Genomic DNA, 18316 nt, shown 5'->3' on the forward strand with positions numbered 1-18316 from the left:
AATAACCCTGGATAATTCCGAGTCTTAGGCCAGTTCCCCCTTTACCAGAGGCACAAAGCGCACGGCTTCTACGGTATCGATAATAAACTCGTCGCCACGTCGACGAACGCGCTTTAACAGCTGCTGCTCATCGCCAACAGGCAATACAAGAATGCCCCCCTCATCCAGCTGCGACAACAGGGCCGCAGGGATCTCCGGTGGAGCCGCCGTCACGATGATAGCGTCAAACGGGGCGCGAGCCTGCCAACCCTGCCATCCATCACCGTGTCGTGTCGAAACATTGTGTAAATCAAGTTGTTTCAGGCGACGACGCGCCTGCCACTGTAAACCTTTGATCCGCTCAACCGAGCACACATGATGCACCAGATGCGCCAGAATCGCAGTCTGATACCCGGACCCGGTGCCAATCTCCAGCACGCGGGAGTCGGGGGTGAGCTCCAGCAGCTCCGTCATGCGCGCCACCATGTAGGGCTGCGAAATCGTCTGGCCCTGCCCGATGGGCAAGGCCACGTTTTCCCACGCTTTGTGTTCAAACGCCTCATCTACAAATTTCTCACGCGGAACCTGGGCGAGCGCGTCAAGCACATGCTCGTCGCGGATCCCCTGTGCGCGAAGTTGTTCCAGAAGAGTTTGTACACGTTTGCTTACCATTGCGCGATCACTCCTGCGCGATCAAGCCAGCCCGACACCACATCATGCGCGCTATACGCGGTTAAATCTACGTGCAGCGGCGTTACCGAGACATAGCCTTCATCCACAGCGGCAAAGTCAGTATCCGGCCCCGCATCGCACTTATCGCCAGGAGGGCCAATCCAGTAGAGCGTGTTGCCGCGCGGATCCTGCTGCGGGATGACCTGATCGGCCGGATGACGGCTTCCGCAACGCGTGACGCGAATGCCCTTGATTTCATTCAGCGGGAGATCCGGCACGTTGATGTTGAGGATGCGTCCGGTACGCAGCGGTTCACGGCTAAGTGCCCGCAGGATAGAACAGGTTACCGCTGCCGCCGTGTCGTAATGAGTGTGACCATTTAACGATACCGCCAGCGCCGGAAAGCCAAGATGACGGCCTTCCATTGCGGCCGCCACGGTACCAGAGTAGATAACGTCATCACCCAGATTCGGCCCGGCGTTAATCCCGGAAACGACGATATCCGGGCGCGGGCGCATCAGCGCATTCACCCCCAGAAAAACGCAGTCCGTTGGCGTGCCCATCTGCACGGCAATATCGCCATTTTCAAAAGCAAAGGTGCGAAGCGACGACTCCAGCGTCAATGAGTTAGACGCTCCACTGCGGTTACGATCGGGAGCCACGACCTGCACATCCGCAAATTCGCGAAGGTGTTTCGCCAGCGTCTGAATGCCTGGCGCATGGATCCCGTCATCGTTACTCAGCAATATTCGCATAATCACCCGACGTGTTGATAAGTTCCCTGACAACACTGGTGGCAAAGCTACCTGCCGGCAGCCAGAAACGTAACTCAACGGTTACGTCATCCCACCAGTTCCAGCTTAGCTGCTGCGGGTAGAGCAACATCGCCCGGCGTGCTGCTTCGACTTTTTCCCGCACCAGCAATGATTGTAATTCTTGCGCTTCGGCCACGGCTGCCTGCTCCGCGGCCAGCGCGTCACCCTGCGTTCCCCAGTCGCCCGTGCCGGGCAAGGCTGCGGTGATCATCAGCGTTTTAGCGTCCACGCGCGACTGTACATCGGCCATTTCTTCGGCCGTTGCCACAAACCAGCTACCGCGTCCCGCTAATTGTAGCGCATCGCCGACAACAACTTGATTCGCGTCCGGTTTTTTCAGCCGTTCGCTTACGATCTGATTAAACAACGCACTGCGGGCCGCCGACAACCAAAAACTGCGTTTATTCCTGTCACGCACCGGCGCATCGCTCTGCGCCCAGCGCAGTGCGCCCTGCAGGTTACTGCCGCCGATGCCAAAACGCTGTGCGCCAAAATAGTTAGGCACACCGCGTTCATTGATGGCCTGCAAGCGCTTTTCCACGTCGTCACGGTCGGTCACTTCACGCAGTACGAGGGTAAAGTGGTTACCTTTCAACGCCCCCAGACGCAGTTTGCGCTTGTGACGGGCGTACTCCAGCACCTTACAGCCCTCAAGCTCAAATTTGCTTAAATCAGGCATCGCATTGCCGGGAACGCGCGCGCAAAGCCACTGTTCGGTGACCGCGTGTTTGTCTTTCTGCCCGGCGAAGCTCACTTCGCGGGCATGGATTTTCAGAAATTTAGCCAGCGCATCGGCCACAAAGCGGGTATTGCAGCCATTTTTGAGGATGCGCACCAGGATATGCTCGCCTTCGCCGTCCGGCTCAAAGCCCAAATCTTCCACGACCACGAAATCTTCGGGGCTGGCTTTCAGCAGACCACTCCCCAGCGGTTTACCGTGCAGGTAGGTCAGGTTGTCAAAATCGGTCATTTGCTCGCCTTCACCAGCAGCGCCACGGCTTCGCAGGCGATGCCTTCGCCGCGACCGGTAAAGCCCAGTTTCTCCGTGGTGGTCGCTTTGACGTTGACGTCATCCATATGGCAGCCCAGATCTTCAGCGATAAATACGCGCATCTGAGGAATATGCGGCAGCATTTTAGGGGCCTGAGCGATGATCGTCACATCGACGTTACCCAGGGTGTAGCCCTTCGCCTGAATACGGCGCCAGGCTTCACGCAACAGCGCACGGCTGTCTGCGCCTTTAAACGCCGGATCGGTGTCCGGGAACAGCTTGCCGATATCGCCCAGCGCCGCCGCGCCCAGTAAGGCGTCGGTTAAGGCGTGTAGTGCCACGTCGCCATCAGAATGCGCCAGCAGCCCTTTTTCATAAGGAATGCGCACGCCGCCAATGATAATTGGGCCAACGCCTCCAAAGGCGTGTACATCAAAACCGTGTCCAATTCGCATTATGCCTTCTCCTGATGGGTCGAACGGGTAAGATAAAATTCCGCGAGCTGTAAATCTTCCGGACGCGTCACTTTTATATTATCAGCGCGCCCTTCAACAAGCGTTGGGTGGAAACCGCAATACTCCAGCGCAGAGGCTTCGTCGGTGATGGTCGCACCTTCTTTAAGCGCGCGCGTTAAGCAGTCGTGGAGTAATTCGCGGGGGAAAAATTGTGGCGTCAGCGCGTGCCAGAGATCGACGCGCTCAACGGTATGCGCGATAGCCTGTTTGCCAGGCTCGGCACGCTTCATGGTATCGCGTACCGGCGCGGCCAGAATGCCACCGACTTTACTGGTTTCACTCAGCGCCAGCAGGCGCGCAAGATCGTCCTGATGCAGGCACGGGCGCGCAGCGTCGTGGACCAGTACCCACTGGGCATCGCCAGCGGCCTGGATGCCCGCCAGCACGGAATCGGCGCGCTCGGCACCGCCATCAACGACGGTGATCTGCGGATGAGCGGCCAGCGGTAACTGTGCGAACCGGGCATCGCCCGGACTGATGGCGATGATGACACGCGTCACTCGGGGGTGCGCCAGCAGCGCCGCCACGGCATGTTCGAGGATCGTTTTATCGCCAATAGAGAGGTATTGCTTGGGACATTCTGTCTGCATGCGCCGGCCAAAACCCGCGGCCGGCACCACGGCGCATACGTCCGAAAAAGTCACTGCCATGTCGTAATCCTGGGCCTGATTATCGATTGTTTTGTGCTGAGCCCTGATTGCGTTTAGACGCATCCGGAACCAGACGATAAAAGGTTTCGCCCGGTTTAGTCATACTGAGTTCATTGCGTGCGCGTTCCTCAATCGCCTCCTGCCCGCCATTGAGGTCATCAATTTCAGCAAAGAGTTGATCGTTTCGCGCCTTAAGTTTGGCGTTAGTTGCCTGCTGAGCCGCGACGTCATCGCTTACCCGGCTATAGTCGTGCAGTCCGTTTTTACCGAACCACAGCGAATATTGCAGCCAGACCAGCAGAGCCAGCAACAGCAGCGTTAGTTTACCCATCCTGCCCCCTGAAAAACGGCATCTTCATCCCACAACGCCCCCGGCGCTCTATGCCGGAGTAACAGAGATGCCGCAACATCGCGGGCAAATGTACCACATTTTTTCCGCAGAATCGCCCTGCTCAATATCGTCACACAGTTGGTTACGGTTTGAATTATGGCTGAAGTTAGCCCATGAGCCACAAAAATAACAGACCAAACATCAGGACCACCGTCACAATCGTGACAACGGTACTGTACAGGAGTTTGCCGTTAAGCAGTGAATGCAGGGCGATGCCGACGACAACCGCCACGGGCATCAGCGCCAGGAAGAAGGGCCAGGTGTAGAGAAAGAAGAACAGCGTGTTACCGCCGTAGATGAGAAACGGGATGCCCAGCGCCAGCAACCACGAGACGAAGCCGACGAAGGCCCCGGGAAAGGACCAGGTCGTCTCGTCGTCGGTCGCTATCGGATCCGACCCGGTGGTAATCATGTAGTTTTCACTGTTGCGCATAGCTAATCCTGTGACCGTGACTCATCGTTCGGGAAGACAGCTCCCGAACGATACCGTCTCAGGATCTGATAATATCGTCCCGTCTGAGCAGGTCTAATAATTGGCTTACTAAATTTGTTACCAATTGTTGACCTTCCAGGTGAATCTCAGGGGATTCAGGCGCTTCGTAGACCGAATCGATGCCGGTGAAGTTTCGCAGCTCGCCTGCGCGGGCTTTTTTGTACAGCCCTTTCGGATCGCGCGCTTCGCAGATTTCCAGCGGCGTATCGACAAACACCTCGATAAATCGATCCTGACCGACGCGCTCGCGTACCATCTGCCGCTCGGCGCGATGAGGCGAGATAAACGCGGTCAGCACCACCAGCCCGGCATCCGCCATCAGGCTGGCCACTTCCCCAACCCGACGGATATTCTCCTTGCGGTCTTCATCGCTAAACCCTAAATCACTGCACAGGCCGTGACGCACGTTGTCGCCATCCAGCAGGTAGGTGCTCACCCCCTGCTGATGCAGCGCCTCTTCCAGCGCGCCCGCGACCGTCGATTTACCGGAGCCGGACAGCCCGGTAAACCACAGCACAACCCCACGGTGGCCGTGGAGTTGTTCCCGCTGAGCGACGGTGACCGGATGAGGATGCCAGACGACGTTCTCATCATGGGCGGCCATTACTTGCCTCCCAGCAGATCGCGTGCGCCCCAGTGCGGGAAGTGCTTACGCACCAGCGCATTCAGCTCAAGCTCAAAGGCGCTGAATTCAGACACCGCTGCCGCCTGTTGATTAGGCTCGCGGACCATACCTGCACCAACCGTAACGTTGGTCAGGCGATCGATAAAGATAAGTCCACCCGTTACCGGATTTTGCTGATATTTGTCCAGCACCAGCGGCTCGTCAAAGGTGAGATCTACCAGGCCAATACCGTTCAGCGGCAGTTCGCTCACTTCACGCTGGGTCAGATTGTTGATGTCCACCTGGAAGTGGATACCGTCCACGCGGGCGCGGGTTTTCTTACCGGCAATTTTGATGTCGTAGCTTTGGCCTGCGGTCAGCGGCTGTTCAGCCATCCACACCACATCCACGGCAGCACCCTGCACCGCCGCCAGCGTTTCCTGCGCATCCACCAGCAGATCGCCGCGGCTGATATCAATCTCATCTTTCAGCACCAGCGTCACCGCTTCACCGGCACCCGCTTCCTGCAGATCGCCATCAAAGGTGACGATACGGGCAATGGACGACTCCACACCCGACGGCAGCACTTTGACGCGCTGCCCCACCGTGACGGTGCCCGAGGCGAGGGTGCCGGAGAAGCCGCGAAAATCGAGGTTCGGGCGGTTCACGTACTGCACCGGGAAGCGCATTGGCTGGGTATCTACCACGCGCTGAATTTCAACCGTCTCCAGCACTTCCAGCAGCATCGGGCCGCTGTACCACGGCATGTTGGCGCTCTGGGAGGCAACGTTATCCCCTTCCAGCGCCGAGAGCGGCACAAAGCGAATATCAAGGTTACCCGGCAACTGTTCAGCAAAGGTCAGGTAGCTCTGGCGGATCTCCTCGAAGGTCTCTTCGCTGAAGTTCACCAGATCCATTTTATTCACCGCCACCACCAGGTGTTTGATCCCCAGCAGCGTGGAGATGAAGCTGTGACGACGGGTTTGATCCAGCACGCCTTTACGGGCGTCGATCAGCAGGATCGCCAGCTCACAGGTTGATGCACCGGTGGCCATGTTGCGGGTGTACTGCTCATGCCCCGGCGTGTCGGCAATAATAAATTTGCGTTTTTCGGTGGAGAAATAGCGGTACGCAACATCAATGGTGATGCCCTGCTCGCGCTCCGCCTGCAGGCCGTCCACCAAAAGCGCCAGGTCGAGCTTTTCGCCCTGAGTACCATGACGTTTGCTGTCGTTATGCAGGGAAGAGAGCTGGTCTTCATAGATCTGACGCGTGTCGTGCAGCAGGCGACCAATCAGCGTGCTTTTACCGTCATCAACGCTACCGCAGGTCAGAAAGCGCAGCAGGCTCTTGTGTTGTTGCGCGTGCAGGTATGCTTCTACGCCGCCTTCGTTGGCAATTTGTTGGGCAATCGTGGTGTTCATGGCGGCTCCTTAGAAATAACCCTGACGTTTCTTCAGCTCCATCGAGCCTGCCTGGTCGCGGTCAATGACGCGCCCCTGTCGCTCGCTGGTGGTCGATACCAGCATCTCTTCGATGATCTCTGGCAGCGTTTGCGCGTTGGACTCCACCGCGCCGGTCAGCGGCCAGCAACCAAGAGTACGGAAACGCACCATCTGTTTTTTGATCACTTCGCCCGGCTGTAAATCAATGCGATCGTCGTCGATCATCATCAGCATGCCGTCACGCTCCAGCACCGGGCGCTCAGCCGCCAGGTAAAGCGGAACGATCTCGATATTTTCCAGATAGATGTACTGCCAGATATCCAGCTCGGTCCAGTTGGAGAGCGGGAAGACGCGAATGCTTTCGCCTTTGTTGATCTGGCCGTTGTAGTTGTGCCACAGCTCAGGACGCTGGTTTTTCGGATCCCAGCGGTGGAAGCGGTCGCGGAAGGAGTAAATACGCTCTTTGGCGCGGGATTTCTCCTCGTCACGGCGCGCACCGCCGAAAGCGGCGTCAAAACCGTACTTGTTCAGCGCCTGCTTCAGCCCTTCGGTTTTCATGATGTCGGTGTGTTTGGCGCTGCCGTGAACAAACGGGTTAATGCCCATCGCCACCCCTTCCGGGTTTTTATGCACCAGCAGCTCACAGCCATAGGCTTTGGCAGTACGGTCGCGGAACTCATACATCTCACGGAATTTCCAGCCGGTATCCACGTGCAGCAGCGGGAACGGCAGCGTACCCGGATAAAACGCTTTACGCGCCAGATGCAGCATCACGCTGGAATCTTTACCGATGGAGTACATCATCACCGGGTTAGAGAACTCGGCGGCCACTTCGCGGATAATATGGATACTTTCCGCTTCAAGCTGTCGCAGGTGAGTAAGTCGTTTTTGGTCCATAACCGTTCCTTAAGCCAGATTCACCACAGAGGAGCCAAACCCCTCTGAGTCTGTTGTATGTTGAAACCAGGCGAGCGTGCTGTGCAGCTGTACCACTTCGCCCACCACGATAAGCGCGGGCATTGGGGCGTCTTTCGCCAGGACTGCAAGGTCTTGTAGCGTACCGGTCACCACACGCTGATCGACGCGGGTACCGCGAGAAATCACGGCCACCGGCGTTGTCGCCTCGCGACCGTGCTGAATAAGTTGTTCACTGATGTCCGCCGCCTTCATGGTGCCCATATAGATGGCCAGCGTCTGTCGGCTCTGGGCGAGATGCGACCAGTCAAACGGCGTACTGTCGGCCTTATAATGACCAGTCACAAAGGTCACGCTCTGGGCGTAATCGCGGTGCGTAAGCGGAATACCTGCGTAGGCCGTTACCGCGGAGGCCGCCGTAATCCCCGGCACCACCTGGAACGGCACGCCCGCTTCGGCTGCCGCCTGCAGTTCTTCGCCACCGCGACCAAAGATGAACGGATCGCCCCCTTTAAGGCGCACCACGGTTTTGCCTGCTTTCGCTGCGGCAACCAGCATCTGATTGGTGTCGTGCTGCGGTACCGAGTGCTCGCCTGCGCGTTTACCCACGCAGATTTGCTCGGCATCGCGACGAATTAGCTCGCGCACACCGTCGGTGACCAGATGGTCATAGAACACCACGTCCGCGTCCTGCAGCACCTGCAGTCCGCGTAAGGTCAGTAACCCGGCATCACCCGGACCAGCACCTACCAGAATGATCTCGCCGCCCGTGCTGCCGGGGTTATCCAGCTCGTCTTCGAGGATTTTTTGCGCTGCCGTCTCATTACCGGCGTGCATCAGGCTGGCAAAGCGGCCACGGAATACCCGCTCCCAGAAGCGACGGCGTTCCGTTACGCTGGTCAGGCGGGTTTTCAGATGGTTGCGCCAGTAGCTCGCTTTCTCTGCCATACGTCCGAGACTGGTTGGTAACAGCGCTTCAATCTTTTCCCGCAGCACGCGCGCCAGCACCGGTGCGGTACCGCCGGAGGAGATCGCCACCAGCAGCGGCGAGCGGTCGACAATCGACGGGAAGATAAACGAGCACAAAGGCTGGTCGTCGACCACGTTCACCAGGCGGTAACGCGCCTGAGCGGCCTCGGAAACGCGTCGGTTGAGTTCGCGATCCTCCGTCGCTGCAATCACCAGCACCACGCTGTCGATTTGTGACTCGTCGAACTCCGTTTCTGCGACAACCCGCACCTGCGCGCCCGCGCGCTGCAGAAACGCGATTTTGCGATCGGCAATTTCACCCGTACCCACAACCAGTACCGGTTTTTCTTTAATCGCAGCAAAAAGGGGCAGATAGTCCACAAGCAACAACTCACTAACAACGAGGAATAGAGGGACTATAGGGGGCGGCTTAGACCGAATGAAATTACGAATTGGAATGAGTAGTTACTCAATGGAATAACGCGATGAAAAAGCAAATATCAAAAAGTGCTTAACACGCGAAATTTCGGGCATTTAAGAGCAATTCAAATTGTGTATGGCCGATCACAGTTTCATACTAAGCGGGTTATAATTTTGCTCTGTTTTTAAGGACTCACTATGTTTTCCGCAATGCGCCACCGATACGTTGCCCTGGCGCTCGGCGTTTGCTTTATCCTTCCGGCTCAGGCAAAAAATCAACCGTATGGTGAAATCGCCAATATGCAGGCGCGGCATATTGCCACCGTTTTTCCCGGACGCATGACCGGCTCCCCTGCGGAAATGCTTTCCGCTGACTATCTTCGCCAGCAGTTTGCCGATATGGGCTACCAGAGCGATATCCGGTCGTTTCACAGCCGCTATATCTACACCTCACGAAATAAAACAAAAAACTGGCATAACGTGACCGGCAGTACCGTTATTGCGGCACATGAAGGTAGCGCGGCTGAGCAGATCATTATTATGGCGCACCTGGACACTTACGCGCCCATGAGCGACGCCGATACCGATAACAATCTGGGCGGGCTGACGCTGCAGGGGCTGGACGATAACGCGGCGGGTCTGGGCGTGATGCTTGAACTGGCCGAGCGAATGAAAAACATTCCGACAAAATACGGTATTCGCTTTGTGGCAACCAGCGGCGAAGAGGAAGGCAAACTCGGCGCGGAGAATTTCCTTAAGCGCATGAGCGCTGAGGAGAAGAAAAATACGCTGCTGGTGATTAACCTCGATAATTTAATCGTTGGCGATAAGCTCTATTTTAATAGCGGACAGAGTACGCCGGGTACCGTGCGTAAACTGACCCGTGACCGGGCGCTGGCGATTGCGCGCAGCCATGGCGTGTATGCCACGACCAATCCTGGCGGCAATCCGGCTTATCCGCGCGGAACGGGCTGCTGTAACGACGGTGAAGTGTTCGATAAAGCGGGCATCCCGGTGCTGTACGTCGAAGCCACCAACTGGGCGTTAGGCAAGAAAGATGGCTATCAGCAGCGGGCTAAAACGAAAGCCTTTCCGGACGGGACGAGCTGGCATAACGTGATGCTGGATAATCAGCAGCATATTGATAGCGCACTGCCGCAGCGCATTGAGCACCGCAGCCGCGATGTGGTGAAAGTGATGCTGCCGCTGGTGAAGGAGCTGGCGAAAGCGGGGAAAGCCTGAGGTCGTGCGGCCTGATGCCCTCACCCCAACCCTCTCCCACCGGGAGAGGGAGGAAAAATCATTACCCTTCGTGTAACCCGCACTCGCGCTTCAGCCCAAAGAATCGCGTCTCTTCTTCCGCCATTCCCGGTTCCCATTTGCGCGTGGTGTGGGTATCCCCCACGGACAGGTAGCCCTGATCCCACAGCGGATGGTATTTCAGCCCGTGCTTTTGCAGATACTGGTACACCGTACGGTTATCCCAGTCGATGATCGGCAGCACTTTAAACACGCCGCGCTGCACCGCCAGCACCGGCAGCGTGGCCCGGCTGCCGGACTGCTCGCGGCGAAGACCGGCAAACCAGGTCCGCGCGTTCAGCTCTTTCAGCGCACGGTTCATCGGCTCGACCTTGTTGATCTCATTGTATTTCTCAATGCCCTCAACGCCCTGCTCCCAGAGTTTGCCGTAGCGCGCCTCCTGCCAGGCCGCGCTCTGCTCCGCGCGGTACACTTTCAGGTTCAGCTTAAGCTTGTCCGTCAGCTCATCGATAAACTGGTAGGTTTCCGGGAACAGATAGCCGGTATCGGTGAGGATCACCGGAATATCCGGGCGGATCTGATTCACCAGATGCAAACTGACCGCCGCCTGAATGCCAAAGCTCGACGACAGCACGTAGTCACCCGGCAGGTTTTCCAGCGCCCACGCCACGCGCCCTTCGGCGTCCAGCTTTTCCAGTTGGGCGTTGGTTTCTGCGAGTGCCAGAATGCGTTCGACTTTTGGCAATGCGTTAAGCGCGTTTAGATCGAGTACGGACATAATTACCTCTCGTGGTTACTCCCAGAAATCCCTTGCGGGATCGAGCACCGGGCGAATAATGCCCGCACGCACCGTAAAGTCGCCGAAGCCTTCACCCGCTTCGCGCTCTTTCGCCCAGCGCCCGACAAGCTCGTCGATGGAATCGAGAATTTCTGGCTCAGTGATATTCTCGCGGAACATACGCGGAATACGCGTGCCGATACGGTTACCGCCCAAGTGCAGGTTATAGCGACCCGGCGCTTTCCCCACCAGCCCAAGCTCGGCCAGCATCGCGCGGCCACAGCCGTTCGGACAGCCGGTTACGCGCATAACAATATGCTCGTCCGGAATACCGTGTTTTTCCAGAATCGCTTCCACTTTGTCCGTAAATGACGGCAGGAAACGTTCCGCTTCCGCCATCGCCAGCGGACAGGTCGGGAACGACACGCAGGCCATCGAGTTTTCGCGCTGCGGTTTGACCGCATTCATCAACCCATGGTCACGCGCCAGCGCCTCAATTTTCGCCTTTTCACTTTCCGGCACACCAGCAATAATCAGATTCTGGTTGGCGGTAATGCGGAACTCACCTTTGTGGATCTTCGCGATTTCCAGCAGGCCGGTTTTCAGCGGACGGCCCGGGTAATCCAGAATACGGCCGTTTTCGATAAACAGCGTCAGGTGCCATTTATTGTCGATGCCTTTTACCCAGCCGATGCGATCGCCGCGACCGGTGAATTCGTAAGGGCGGATCGGCTCAAATTTGATCCCCGCGCGACGCTCCACTTCCTCTTTGAACGTCTCAACGCCCACGCGCTCCAGGGTGTATTTGGTTTTCGCGTTTTTACGGTCGGTACGGTTACCCCAGTCGCGCTGGGTGGTGACCACCGCTTCCGCCACGGCCAGCGTATGCTCCAGCGGCAGGAAGCCGAACTCGCTCGCGGTGCGGGCATAGGTTTTCTTGTTACCGTGTTCAATGGACAGACCGCCGCCCACCAGCAGGTTAAAGCCCACCAGCTTGCCGTTTTCGGCAATTGCCACAAAGTTCATGTCGTTGGCGTGCAGATCGATGTCGTTCTGCGGCGGGATCACCACCGTGGTTTTGAACTTACGCGGCAGATAGGTCTGACCGAGGATCGGTTCTTCATCGGTGGTCGCAACTTTTTCCTGATCGAGCCAGATCTCCGCATAGGCGCGGGTGCGCGGCAGCAGGTGCTCGGAGATCTTCTTCGCCCACTCATAGGCTTCAGCGTGCAGCTCGGACTCATACGGGTTCGAGGTGCAGAGCACGTTACGGTTCATGTCGTTGGCCGTCGCCAGCGCGTCCAGTCCGACGGAGTGCAGCATCTGGTGTACCGGCTTCACGTTCTTCTTCAGAATGCCGTGGAACTGGAAGGTCTGACGGTTGGTCAGACGAATGCTGCCATAAATGGTGTTTTCACCGGCGAATTTATCAATCGCCTGCCACTGTGTCGTGGTGATCACTCCGCCCGGCAGACGGCAGCGCAACAGCATCGCGTGACGCGGCTCCAGCTTCTGTTCAGCACGCTCGGCGCGAATGTCGCGGTCATCCTGTTGATACATGCCGTGGAAACGGATCAGCAGGAAGTTGTCGCCTTTGAAACCGCCGGTGAGACCGTCATTCAGATCTTCAGCAATGGTGCCGCGCAGATAGTTGCTTTCCAGCTTCATGCGCTCGGCGTCTGACAGTTTACCTTCGACCACCAGGGGTCCTGGATGTTTTTCGCTCATTAGTAGACATCTCGCTGATAACGGCGCTCAACGCGCAGCTCACTTAAAAATTCATCCGCCGCTTCGGCATCCATACCACCGAATTCGGCAATCACTTCCAGCAGTGCCTGCTCAACGTCTTTCGCCATGCGATTGGCGTCACCGCAGACATAAATGTGGGCACCGTCATTGATCCAGCGCCACAGCTCTGCGCCCTGTTCGCGCAGTTTGTCTTGTACGTATACTTTTTCTTTCTGATCGCGCGACCAGGCCAGATCGATACGGGTCAGCACCCCTTCTTTCACGTAGCGCTGCCACTCAACCTGATAGAGGAAATCTTCGGTAAAGTGCGGGTTACCGAAGAACAGCCAGTTTTTACCCGGTGCCTCGTCCGCCGCACGCTGCTGCATAAAGGCACGGAACGGCGCAATGCCGGTACCCGGGCCAATCATGATTACCGGCGTTTCCGGGTTCGCCGGCAGACGGAAGTTGTCGTTGTGCTCGATAAAGACGCGCACTTCGCCCTCTTCCTCCACGCGATCGGCCAGGAAGCTGGAGGCACCGCCCGCGCGGGCACGGCCTTCGATGTCGTACCGCACCACGCCCACGGTGATGTGCACTTCGCTCTCGACTTCAGCCTGCGATGAGGCAATGGAGTACAGACGCGGCGTAAGCGGACGCAGCAGGCCGATCAGCGCGTCGGCATCCAGTTGTGCCGGAGAGAAACGCACCATATCGACAATCGGTGTGGTCGCCGCGTAATGCTGCAGCTTTGCCTTATCGCCCACTAACGGCAGCAGCGATTCGCTGCGCGTTAAGGTGGCATAGTTCTCAACGATATTGGCGGTATTTACCGTCAGCTCGAAGTGCCACTGCAGCGCTTCAGAGAGCGGCTGCGTTTTGCCTTCGACGGTGACAGGCTCGTCGCCTTTCAGCCACAGCAGTTCGACCAGCTCCTTGACCAGCGCCGGATCGTTTTGATACCAGACCCCCAGCGCATCGCCAGGCTGATAACGCAGACCCGAGTCGCCCAGATCGATTTCGATATGGCGCACATCTTTTTCAGAGTCGCGACCGGTAATTTTTTGATTAACCGACAGGCTTGCCGACAGCGGCGCCTCTTTGGTGTACGGGCTGGTGTGAATGTCGTTGACCACGCCGGTCGCGGTGATCGCTGCCTGGGCTGGTGTCTCTTTCGGTACGCGTGCTTTCAGCACGTCAACAATGCGCGCACGCCACTCTGCAGCGGCAGCCTGGTATTCCACATCTGCATCAACGCGGTCCAGCAGGCGCTCTGCGCCCAGCTCCGCCAGCTTGCTGTCGAAATCTTTACCGGACTGGCAGAAGAATTCATAAGAGGTATCGCCCAGGCCGAACACGGCAAACGCAGTGCCATCGAGTCTGGGCGCTTTTTTCGAGAACAAGAATTTATGCAGCGCGACCGCCTCTTCAGCGGGTTCACCCTCGCCCTGCGTTGAGGCCACAACCACCAGCAGTTTTTCTGACGCGATCTGTTTGAATTTATAATCCCCGGCGTTTACCAGGTTCACGTTCAGTTTGGCGGCCAGCAGGTCGTCACGCAGCGCTTCTGCCACGCGGCGGGCATTGCCCGTCTGCGAAGCGGAGATAAGCGTAATGGCAGGAATTTCTACCGCCGTTGCCGGAGCCGCAGCCACAGCGCCAGGCTGCTGGTTGAGCATTCCCCAGAAATAGCCGGAGACCCAGGCAAGCTGGGTGGGAGAAAAATCAGAGGTGGCAGCCTGAAGGCGCGCCAGTTGCTCCGGGTTCAGGGGAAGCAAATTTGAAGGTGGGGCCTGTGTTGTCATGCGTCGTTATGTTCCAGTAGCCAAGCGGACTTTAAGCGAATAAATCCAAACTGAAGATAAGGTTAACGGCGAGGATAATAACAATTAAAGAAGGGATGGAAATAATAAATAACCAAATGGACTAACCTGTTTTAGTTATCGTTCTTAACGGTAAAAGCGATAAACTAACCGACTGTAAAATAAGGATATAAATCACAAAGCGACGGCTTTTTTGCTGCAATGAAGGTAAAGGCCGTTTTAGTTAATGCTAAAAATTGTGCTTTCCGGTACTATGCGGCGGTTTTTTCCGCATTACTGAGAGCGATCATGTCCACCACACTGTTTAAAGATTTCACCTTCGAAGCCGCCCACCACCTTCCGCATGTTCCTGAAGGACATAAATGCGGCCGTCTGCACGGGCATTCGTTTATGGTGCGTCTTGAGATCACCGGTGAAGTTGATCCGCATACCGGTTGGATCATGGACTTTGCTGAGCTGAAGGCGGCATTTAAGCCGACTTACGATCGTCTGGATCACTATTACCTGAACGATATCCCGGGCCTTGAAAACCCGACCAGCGAAGTGCTGGCAAAATGGATTTGGGATCAGATGAAACCGCTGGTACCGCTGCTGAGCGCAGTGATGATCAAAGAGACCTGTACGGCAGGCTGCGTGTATCGCGGCGAGTGATGCTTGCCGGGGATCGGCTTCGCCTTACCCGGCCAACAAAAGCCTGGAAACGTAGGCCCGGTAAGCGCTAGCGCCACCGGGCTTTTTTTAGGCAATATTCAGGTATTTGTGCGTCTGCATCGACAGGCGCCAGTTACGCGCGATACAGGTTTCAATGCACAGGCGCGTGGCGTCTTCTTTCTGGCTGATAGGCTGCAGCGCAATCACGCGCTGTTTTTCGTCCGTCAGCGTCGCCAGCAGTTCATCCAGCGCTTCGATATCACGTACTCGCCCTACCGGGTGTTTAATCTCATCAGCACGTTCCAGCGCCTGAGACAGTACGTCGTAGCCGCCGCGCATGTTTACTTTAGGCGATACCGTTACCCATGTGGTGTGGGAGCAGCGCACTTCATGCGTGCCGCTGGTTTCAATCTGGCAACTGTAACCGTTCTTTTCGAGCAGTTCGGTCAGCGGCGTCAGATCGTGGATGCAGGGTTCGCCCCCGGTAATGACCACATGGCGCGCCGTCCAGCCCTGACGACCAATAATGGCCAGCAGATCTTCCGCGCTGCCAGCCCCCCACTTATCGCTCTCTTTGGTTTTCGCCAGAACGCTAAACAGCGACACTTCCCGATCTGCGAGTTTATCCCACGTATGTTTGGTATCACACCAGGCACAGCCAACCGGGCATCCCTGTAAACGAATAAAAATTGCGGGAACGCCGGTAAAGTAACCCTCGCCTTGCAGGGTCTGGAACATCTCGTTAATCGGGTACTGCATAGTCATCTCAGTTAAGGGGATAAACGATAAGTATCGCAGATCCCCGTGAGATGGTCATGCTCGATCGGTGCTTTGCGCGTCAATTGCCGCCATAAAGCGTTCCGTAATCTGCTGCGGGCGGGTGATTGCCCCGCCCACCACCACCATATGCGCCCCCAACGCCAGACATCTGGCGGCGCGTTCCGGGGTGTCCACGTTACCTTCGGCCACCACCGGTACCGTGACGGCTGCCAGTACCGCTTTCAGAAACTGACAGTCATCATCGGGTAAGGCGTGGCCGACGGTCTGCGCGGTGTAGCCGTAAAGCGTGGTCCCGACACAATCAAACCCCAGCGCCTGCGCCGTGACGGCCTCATCAACAGTGGCTATATCAGCCATAAGCAGCACCGAGGGATAACGGGTACGAATGCGCGTAACCAGCATTGCCAGAGATTCCCCGCCAGGCCGCGCCCTGTCGGTCGCATCAAGCGCAATGATCGCCGGGGAGACGGTCATCAGTTCATCCACCTCTTTCATCGTTGCGGTGATAAACACCTCGCTGTCGGGGTACTCCCGCTTGATGATGCCAATAACCGGCAGCGTAACCTGCTCTTTGATCGCCTCAATATCCACCACGCTGTTGGCACGGATGGCCGCAGCCCCTCCCTGACGCGCCGCCAGCGCCATCCGCGACATAATAAACGGGCTATGCAACGGTTCGTTCTCAAGCGCCTGACAGGAGACGACCAGTCTTCCCTTCAGGGTATCCAGTACAGTTTTCATTACGATAAGATCTCTTCCACTTCGTTTTTGATAATCGTGACATGCGGACCATAAATGACCTGAACGCCATTCCCGCGCACAATCACGCCGCGCGCACCGGTGGCTTTCAGCGCCGCGTCATTCACTTTGCTACCGTCTTTAACCGTGACGCGAAGACGCGTGGCGCAGCAGTCCACCTCTTCCAGATTGTCTTTTCCGCCCAGTCCGGCGATCACCGCACTTGCGCGTTCGCTCTGGACTAAAGTCACGTCATTGGCCACCGCCTCCTTTTCCCGACCCGGCGTGGCAAAATCAAAGCGATTAATCAGATAGCGGAACGTGAAGTAGTAGAGGAAGAACCACGGTACGCCCACCAGCGGCACTAACATCCAGTGGGTTTTGGCCTCCCCCTGCAAAATGCCGAACAGCACAAAGTCGATAAAACCGCCGGAGAAGGTCTGCCCAATGGTGATATGTAAAATATGCGCGAGCATAAACGCCAGCCCGTCAAAAAATGCGTGAATGACGTACAGCACCGGCGCGATAAACAGGAAGGAGAACTCGATGGGCTCGGTGATCCCCGTAAGGAAGGAGGTTAATGCCGCTGAAAGCAACAACCCCGCGACGCGTTTTTTGTTCTCCGGTTTAGCCGTGTGATACATCGCAAGGCAGGCCCCGAGCAAACCAAACATCATCGTGATAAAGCGCCCGGACATGAAGCGCGACGTTCCTTCATAAAACTGGCGCGTCGTGGGATCGGCCAGCTGAGCGAAGAAGATCCGCTGCGTACCTTCAACCAGTTGCCCGTTGACAATCTCGCTGCCGCCAAGCGCGGTGGTCCAGAACGGAAGGTAGAAGATGTGGTGTAAACCGAACGGGCCCAGCATGCGCAAAATGAAGCCGTACAGCAGTGTTCCCAGATAACCGGTCGCATCCACCAGCCCGCCCAGACCAAAGATCAGCTTCTGGAAATGTGGCCAGACTACGGTCATTAAGGCTCCGACCAGGATCGCAGCCAGTGAGCTGATAATCGGCACAAAGCGTGACCCGCCAAAGAATCCCAGAAATTGTGGCAGCGCGATCTTATTAAACCGATGATGCAGCGCGCAGGTCACAAGACCAATGACCACCCCACCAAATACGCCGGTCTCCAGCGTCTGGATCCCCAGCGTCATGCCTTGCCCGACCGCCCCCGGATTCTCGTGCGCCAGTTTTCCGGTGAGGATCAGCAGTGCGTTAATGGTGGCATTCATGACCAGAAACGCGAGTAACGCCGCCAGCCCTGCCGTACCTTTATCATTTTTTGCCAGCCCGACGGCAACCCCAACGGCAAACAGCACCGACAGATTCGCGAACACAATCGAACCGGCGCTGCTCATGATGGTGAAAATAGCCTGTAACCAGTCCACATCTAAAAACGGATATGCCGTAAGCGTATTGGGATTCGATAACGCGCCGCCTATCCCCAGCAGCAGACCCGCCGCAGGCAGTACGGCGATGGGCAACATAAAGGATTTGCCAAAGCGCTGCGCTTTTTCAAACCATCCGCCGGACGAAGCACCACTGAACATTTGCATCATTTTTTCATCCCCTTAGTTAACGATGAAAATTTTTACCATAATTATATTTAATAGTGAAAATTACCATCAGAAACCAGGACGACGATCATACTTTTTCGAAATGACTGGCATCCCTGCCCCGCTTTCCGCCACACTAG

The 18316-nt window shown here is 56.8% G+C and carries 19 protein-coding genes; 2 read left to right on the forward strand and 17 right to left on the reverse strand.

The genetic code is table 11. The annotated features are described in order from the left end of the window. Positions 1-24: 24 nt before the first annotated feature. From ECL_RS20410 to cysG, 11 genes are all read right to left on the reverse strand, one after another. Positions 25-651, reverse strand: coding sequence for a protein-L-isoaspartate(D-aspartate) O-methyltransferase (locus ECL_RS20410; RefSeq protein ID WP_013098496.1), 627 nt, complete (start codon positions 649-651; stop codon positions 25-27). Then, positions 645-1406: a 5'/3'-nucleotidase SurE gene (gene surE / locus ECL_RS20415; RefSeq protein WP_044157517.1), complete on the reverse strand. Its 762-nt coding sequence runs from the start codon at positions 1404-1406 to the stop codon at positions 645-647. Before surE ends, ECL_RS20410 begins: the two co-directional genes overlap by 7 nt. Then, positions 1387-2436, reverse strand: a complete 1050-nt coding sequence (truD, locus tag ECL_RS20420; RefSeq protein ID WP_013098498.1) for a tRNA pseudouridine(13) synthase TruD — start codon at positions 2434-2436, stop codon at positions 1387-1389. Before truD ends, surE begins: the two co-directional genes overlap by 20 nt. Then, complete coding sequence (gene ispF, locus ECL_RS20425; protein WP_013098499.1) at positions 2433-2912, reverse strand: 2-C-methyl-D-erythritol 2,4-cyclodiphosphate synthase; 480 nt, start codon at positions 2910-2912, stop codon at positions 2433-2435. The genes truD and ispF overlap by 4 nt, the downstream gene beginning before the upstream one ends. Beyond that, positions 2912-3622, reverse strand: coding sequence for a 2-C-methyl-D-erythritol 4-phosphate cytidylyltransferase (gene ispD, locus ECL_RS20430; protein ID WP_013098500.1), 711 nt, complete (start codon positions 3620-3622; stop codon positions 2912-2914). Before ispD ends, ispF begins: the two co-directional genes overlap by 1 nt. 19 nt (positions 3623-3641) lie before the next feature. Next, entirely contained in the window at positions 3642-3953 is a 312-nt protein-coding gene (ftsB, locus tag ECL_RS20435) for a cell division protein FtsB (protein ID WP_003862095.1), read from the reverse strand. A gap of 166 nt (positions 3954-4119) precedes the next feature. Next, positions 4120-4446, reverse strand: a complete 327-nt coding sequence (locus tag ECL_RS20440) for a DUF3561 family protein (RefSeq protein ID WP_013098502.1) — start codon at positions 4444-4446, stop codon at positions 4120-4122. Positions 4447-4504: 58 nt separating this feature from the next. Beyond that, entirely contained in the window at positions 4505-5110 is a 606-nt protein-coding gene (gene cysC / locus ECL_RS20445) for an adenylyl-sulfate kinase (RefSeq protein WP_013098503.1), read from the reverse strand. Further along, entirely contained in the window at positions 5110-6534 is a 1425-nt protein-coding gene (cysN, locus tag ECL_RS20450) for a sulfate adenylyltransferase subunit CysN (protein WP_013098504.1), read from the reverse strand. The genes cysC and cysN overlap by 1 nt, the downstream gene beginning before the upstream one ends. Before the next feature lie 9 nt (positions 6535-6543). Next, a complete protein-coding gene (cysD, locus tag ECL_RS20455; protein WP_008499613.1) occupies positions 6544-7452 on the reverse strand; it encodes a sulfate adenylyltransferase subunit CysD in 909 nt (302 codons plus the stop codon). A 9-nt stretch (positions 7453-7461) separates the two neighbouring features. Beyond that, entirely contained in the window at positions 7462-8811 is a 1350-nt protein-coding gene (cysG, locus tag ECL_RS20460; RefSeq protein WP_164928069.1) for a siroheme synthase CysG, read from the reverse strand. A gap of 246 nt (positions 8812-9057) precedes the next feature. On the opposite strand from cysG, the gene ECL_RS20465 reads away from it, so the two are divergent. Further along, positions 9058-10101 carry an aminopeptidase gene (locus tag ECL_RS20465; RefSeq protein WP_013098506.1) on the forward strand — a complete coding sequence of 348 codons (1044 nt, stop codon included), beginning with the start codon at positions 9058-9060 and terminating at the stop codon, positions 10099-10101. A 61-nt stretch (positions 10102-10162) separates the two neighbouring features. Here the strand turns inward: ECL_RS20465 and cysH are convergent, their stop codons facing one another. From cysH to cysJ, 3 genes are read right to left on the reverse strand one after another with little or no spacing between them, the layout of a single operon-like run. Continuing rightward, the gene (gene cysH, locus ECL_RS20470) at positions 10163-10897 is read right to left on the reverse strand and encodes a phosphoadenosine phosphosulfate reductase (RefSeq protein ID WP_013098507.1); all 735 of its coding nucleotides are present in this window, start codon (positions 10895-10897) and stop codon (positions 10163-10165) included. A gap of 15 nt (positions 10898-10912) precedes the next feature. Continuing rightward, on the reverse strand, positions 10913-12625 hold the full coding sequence (gene cysI, locus ECL_RS20475) for an assimilatory sulfite reductase (NADPH) hemoprotein subunit (RefSeq protein ID WP_020689304.1): 1713 nt from the start codon (positions 12623-12625) through the stop codon (positions 10913-10915). Beyond that, positions 12625-14430: an NADPH-dependent assimilatory sulfite reductase flavoprotein subunit gene (gene cysJ / locus ECL_RS20480; RefSeq protein ID WP_013098509.1), complete on the reverse strand. Its 1806-nt coding sequence runs from the start codon at positions 14428-14430 to the stop codon at positions 12625-12627. Before cysJ ends, cysI begins: the two co-directional genes overlap by 1 nt. A 306-nt stretch (positions 14431-14736) precedes the next feature. On the opposite strand from cysJ, the gene queD reads away from it, so the two are divergent. Next, positions 14737-15099 (forward strand): 6-carboxytetrahydropterin synthase QueD, encoded by a 363-nt coding sequence (gene queD / locus ECL_RS20485; protein WP_010434567.1) that lies wholly within the window; start codon positions 14737-14739, stop codon positions 15097-15099. 87 nt (positions 15100-15186) lie between these two features. On the opposite strand, the gene queE is transcribed toward queD, so the two are convergent. The 3 genes from queE to ECL_RS20500 are packed head-to-tail and all read right to left on the reverse strand — an operon-like array spanning position 15187 to position 18179. Then, positions 15187-15858 (reverse strand): 7-carboxy-7-deazaguanine synthase QueE, encoded by a 672-nt coding sequence (gene queE, locus ECL_RS20490; protein ID WP_013098510.1) that lies wholly within the window; start codon positions 15856-15858, stop codon positions 15187-15189. A gap of 54 nt (positions 15859-15912) precedes the next feature. After that, positions 15913-16620: an N-acetylmannosamine-6-phosphate 2-epimerase gene (locus tag ECL_RS20495; protein WP_013098511.1), complete on the reverse strand. Its 708-nt coding sequence runs from the start codon at positions 16618-16620 to the stop codon at positions 15913-15915. Then, a complete protein-coding gene (locus ECL_RS20500; RefSeq protein ID WP_013098512.1) occupies positions 16620-18179 on the reverse strand; it encodes a maltose/glucose-specific PTS transporter subunit IIC in 1560 nt (519 codons plus the stop codon). Before ECL_RS20500 ends, ECL_RS20495 begins: the two co-directional genes overlap by 1 nt. Positions 18180-18316 lie beyond the last annotated feature (137 nt).

The organism is Enterobacter cloacae subsp. cloacae ATCC 13047, from assembly GCF_000025565.1.
GTDB classification, from domain to species: Bacteria; Pseudomonadota; Gammaproteobacteria; order Enterobacterales; family Enterobacteriaceae; genus Enterobacter; species Enterobacter cloacae.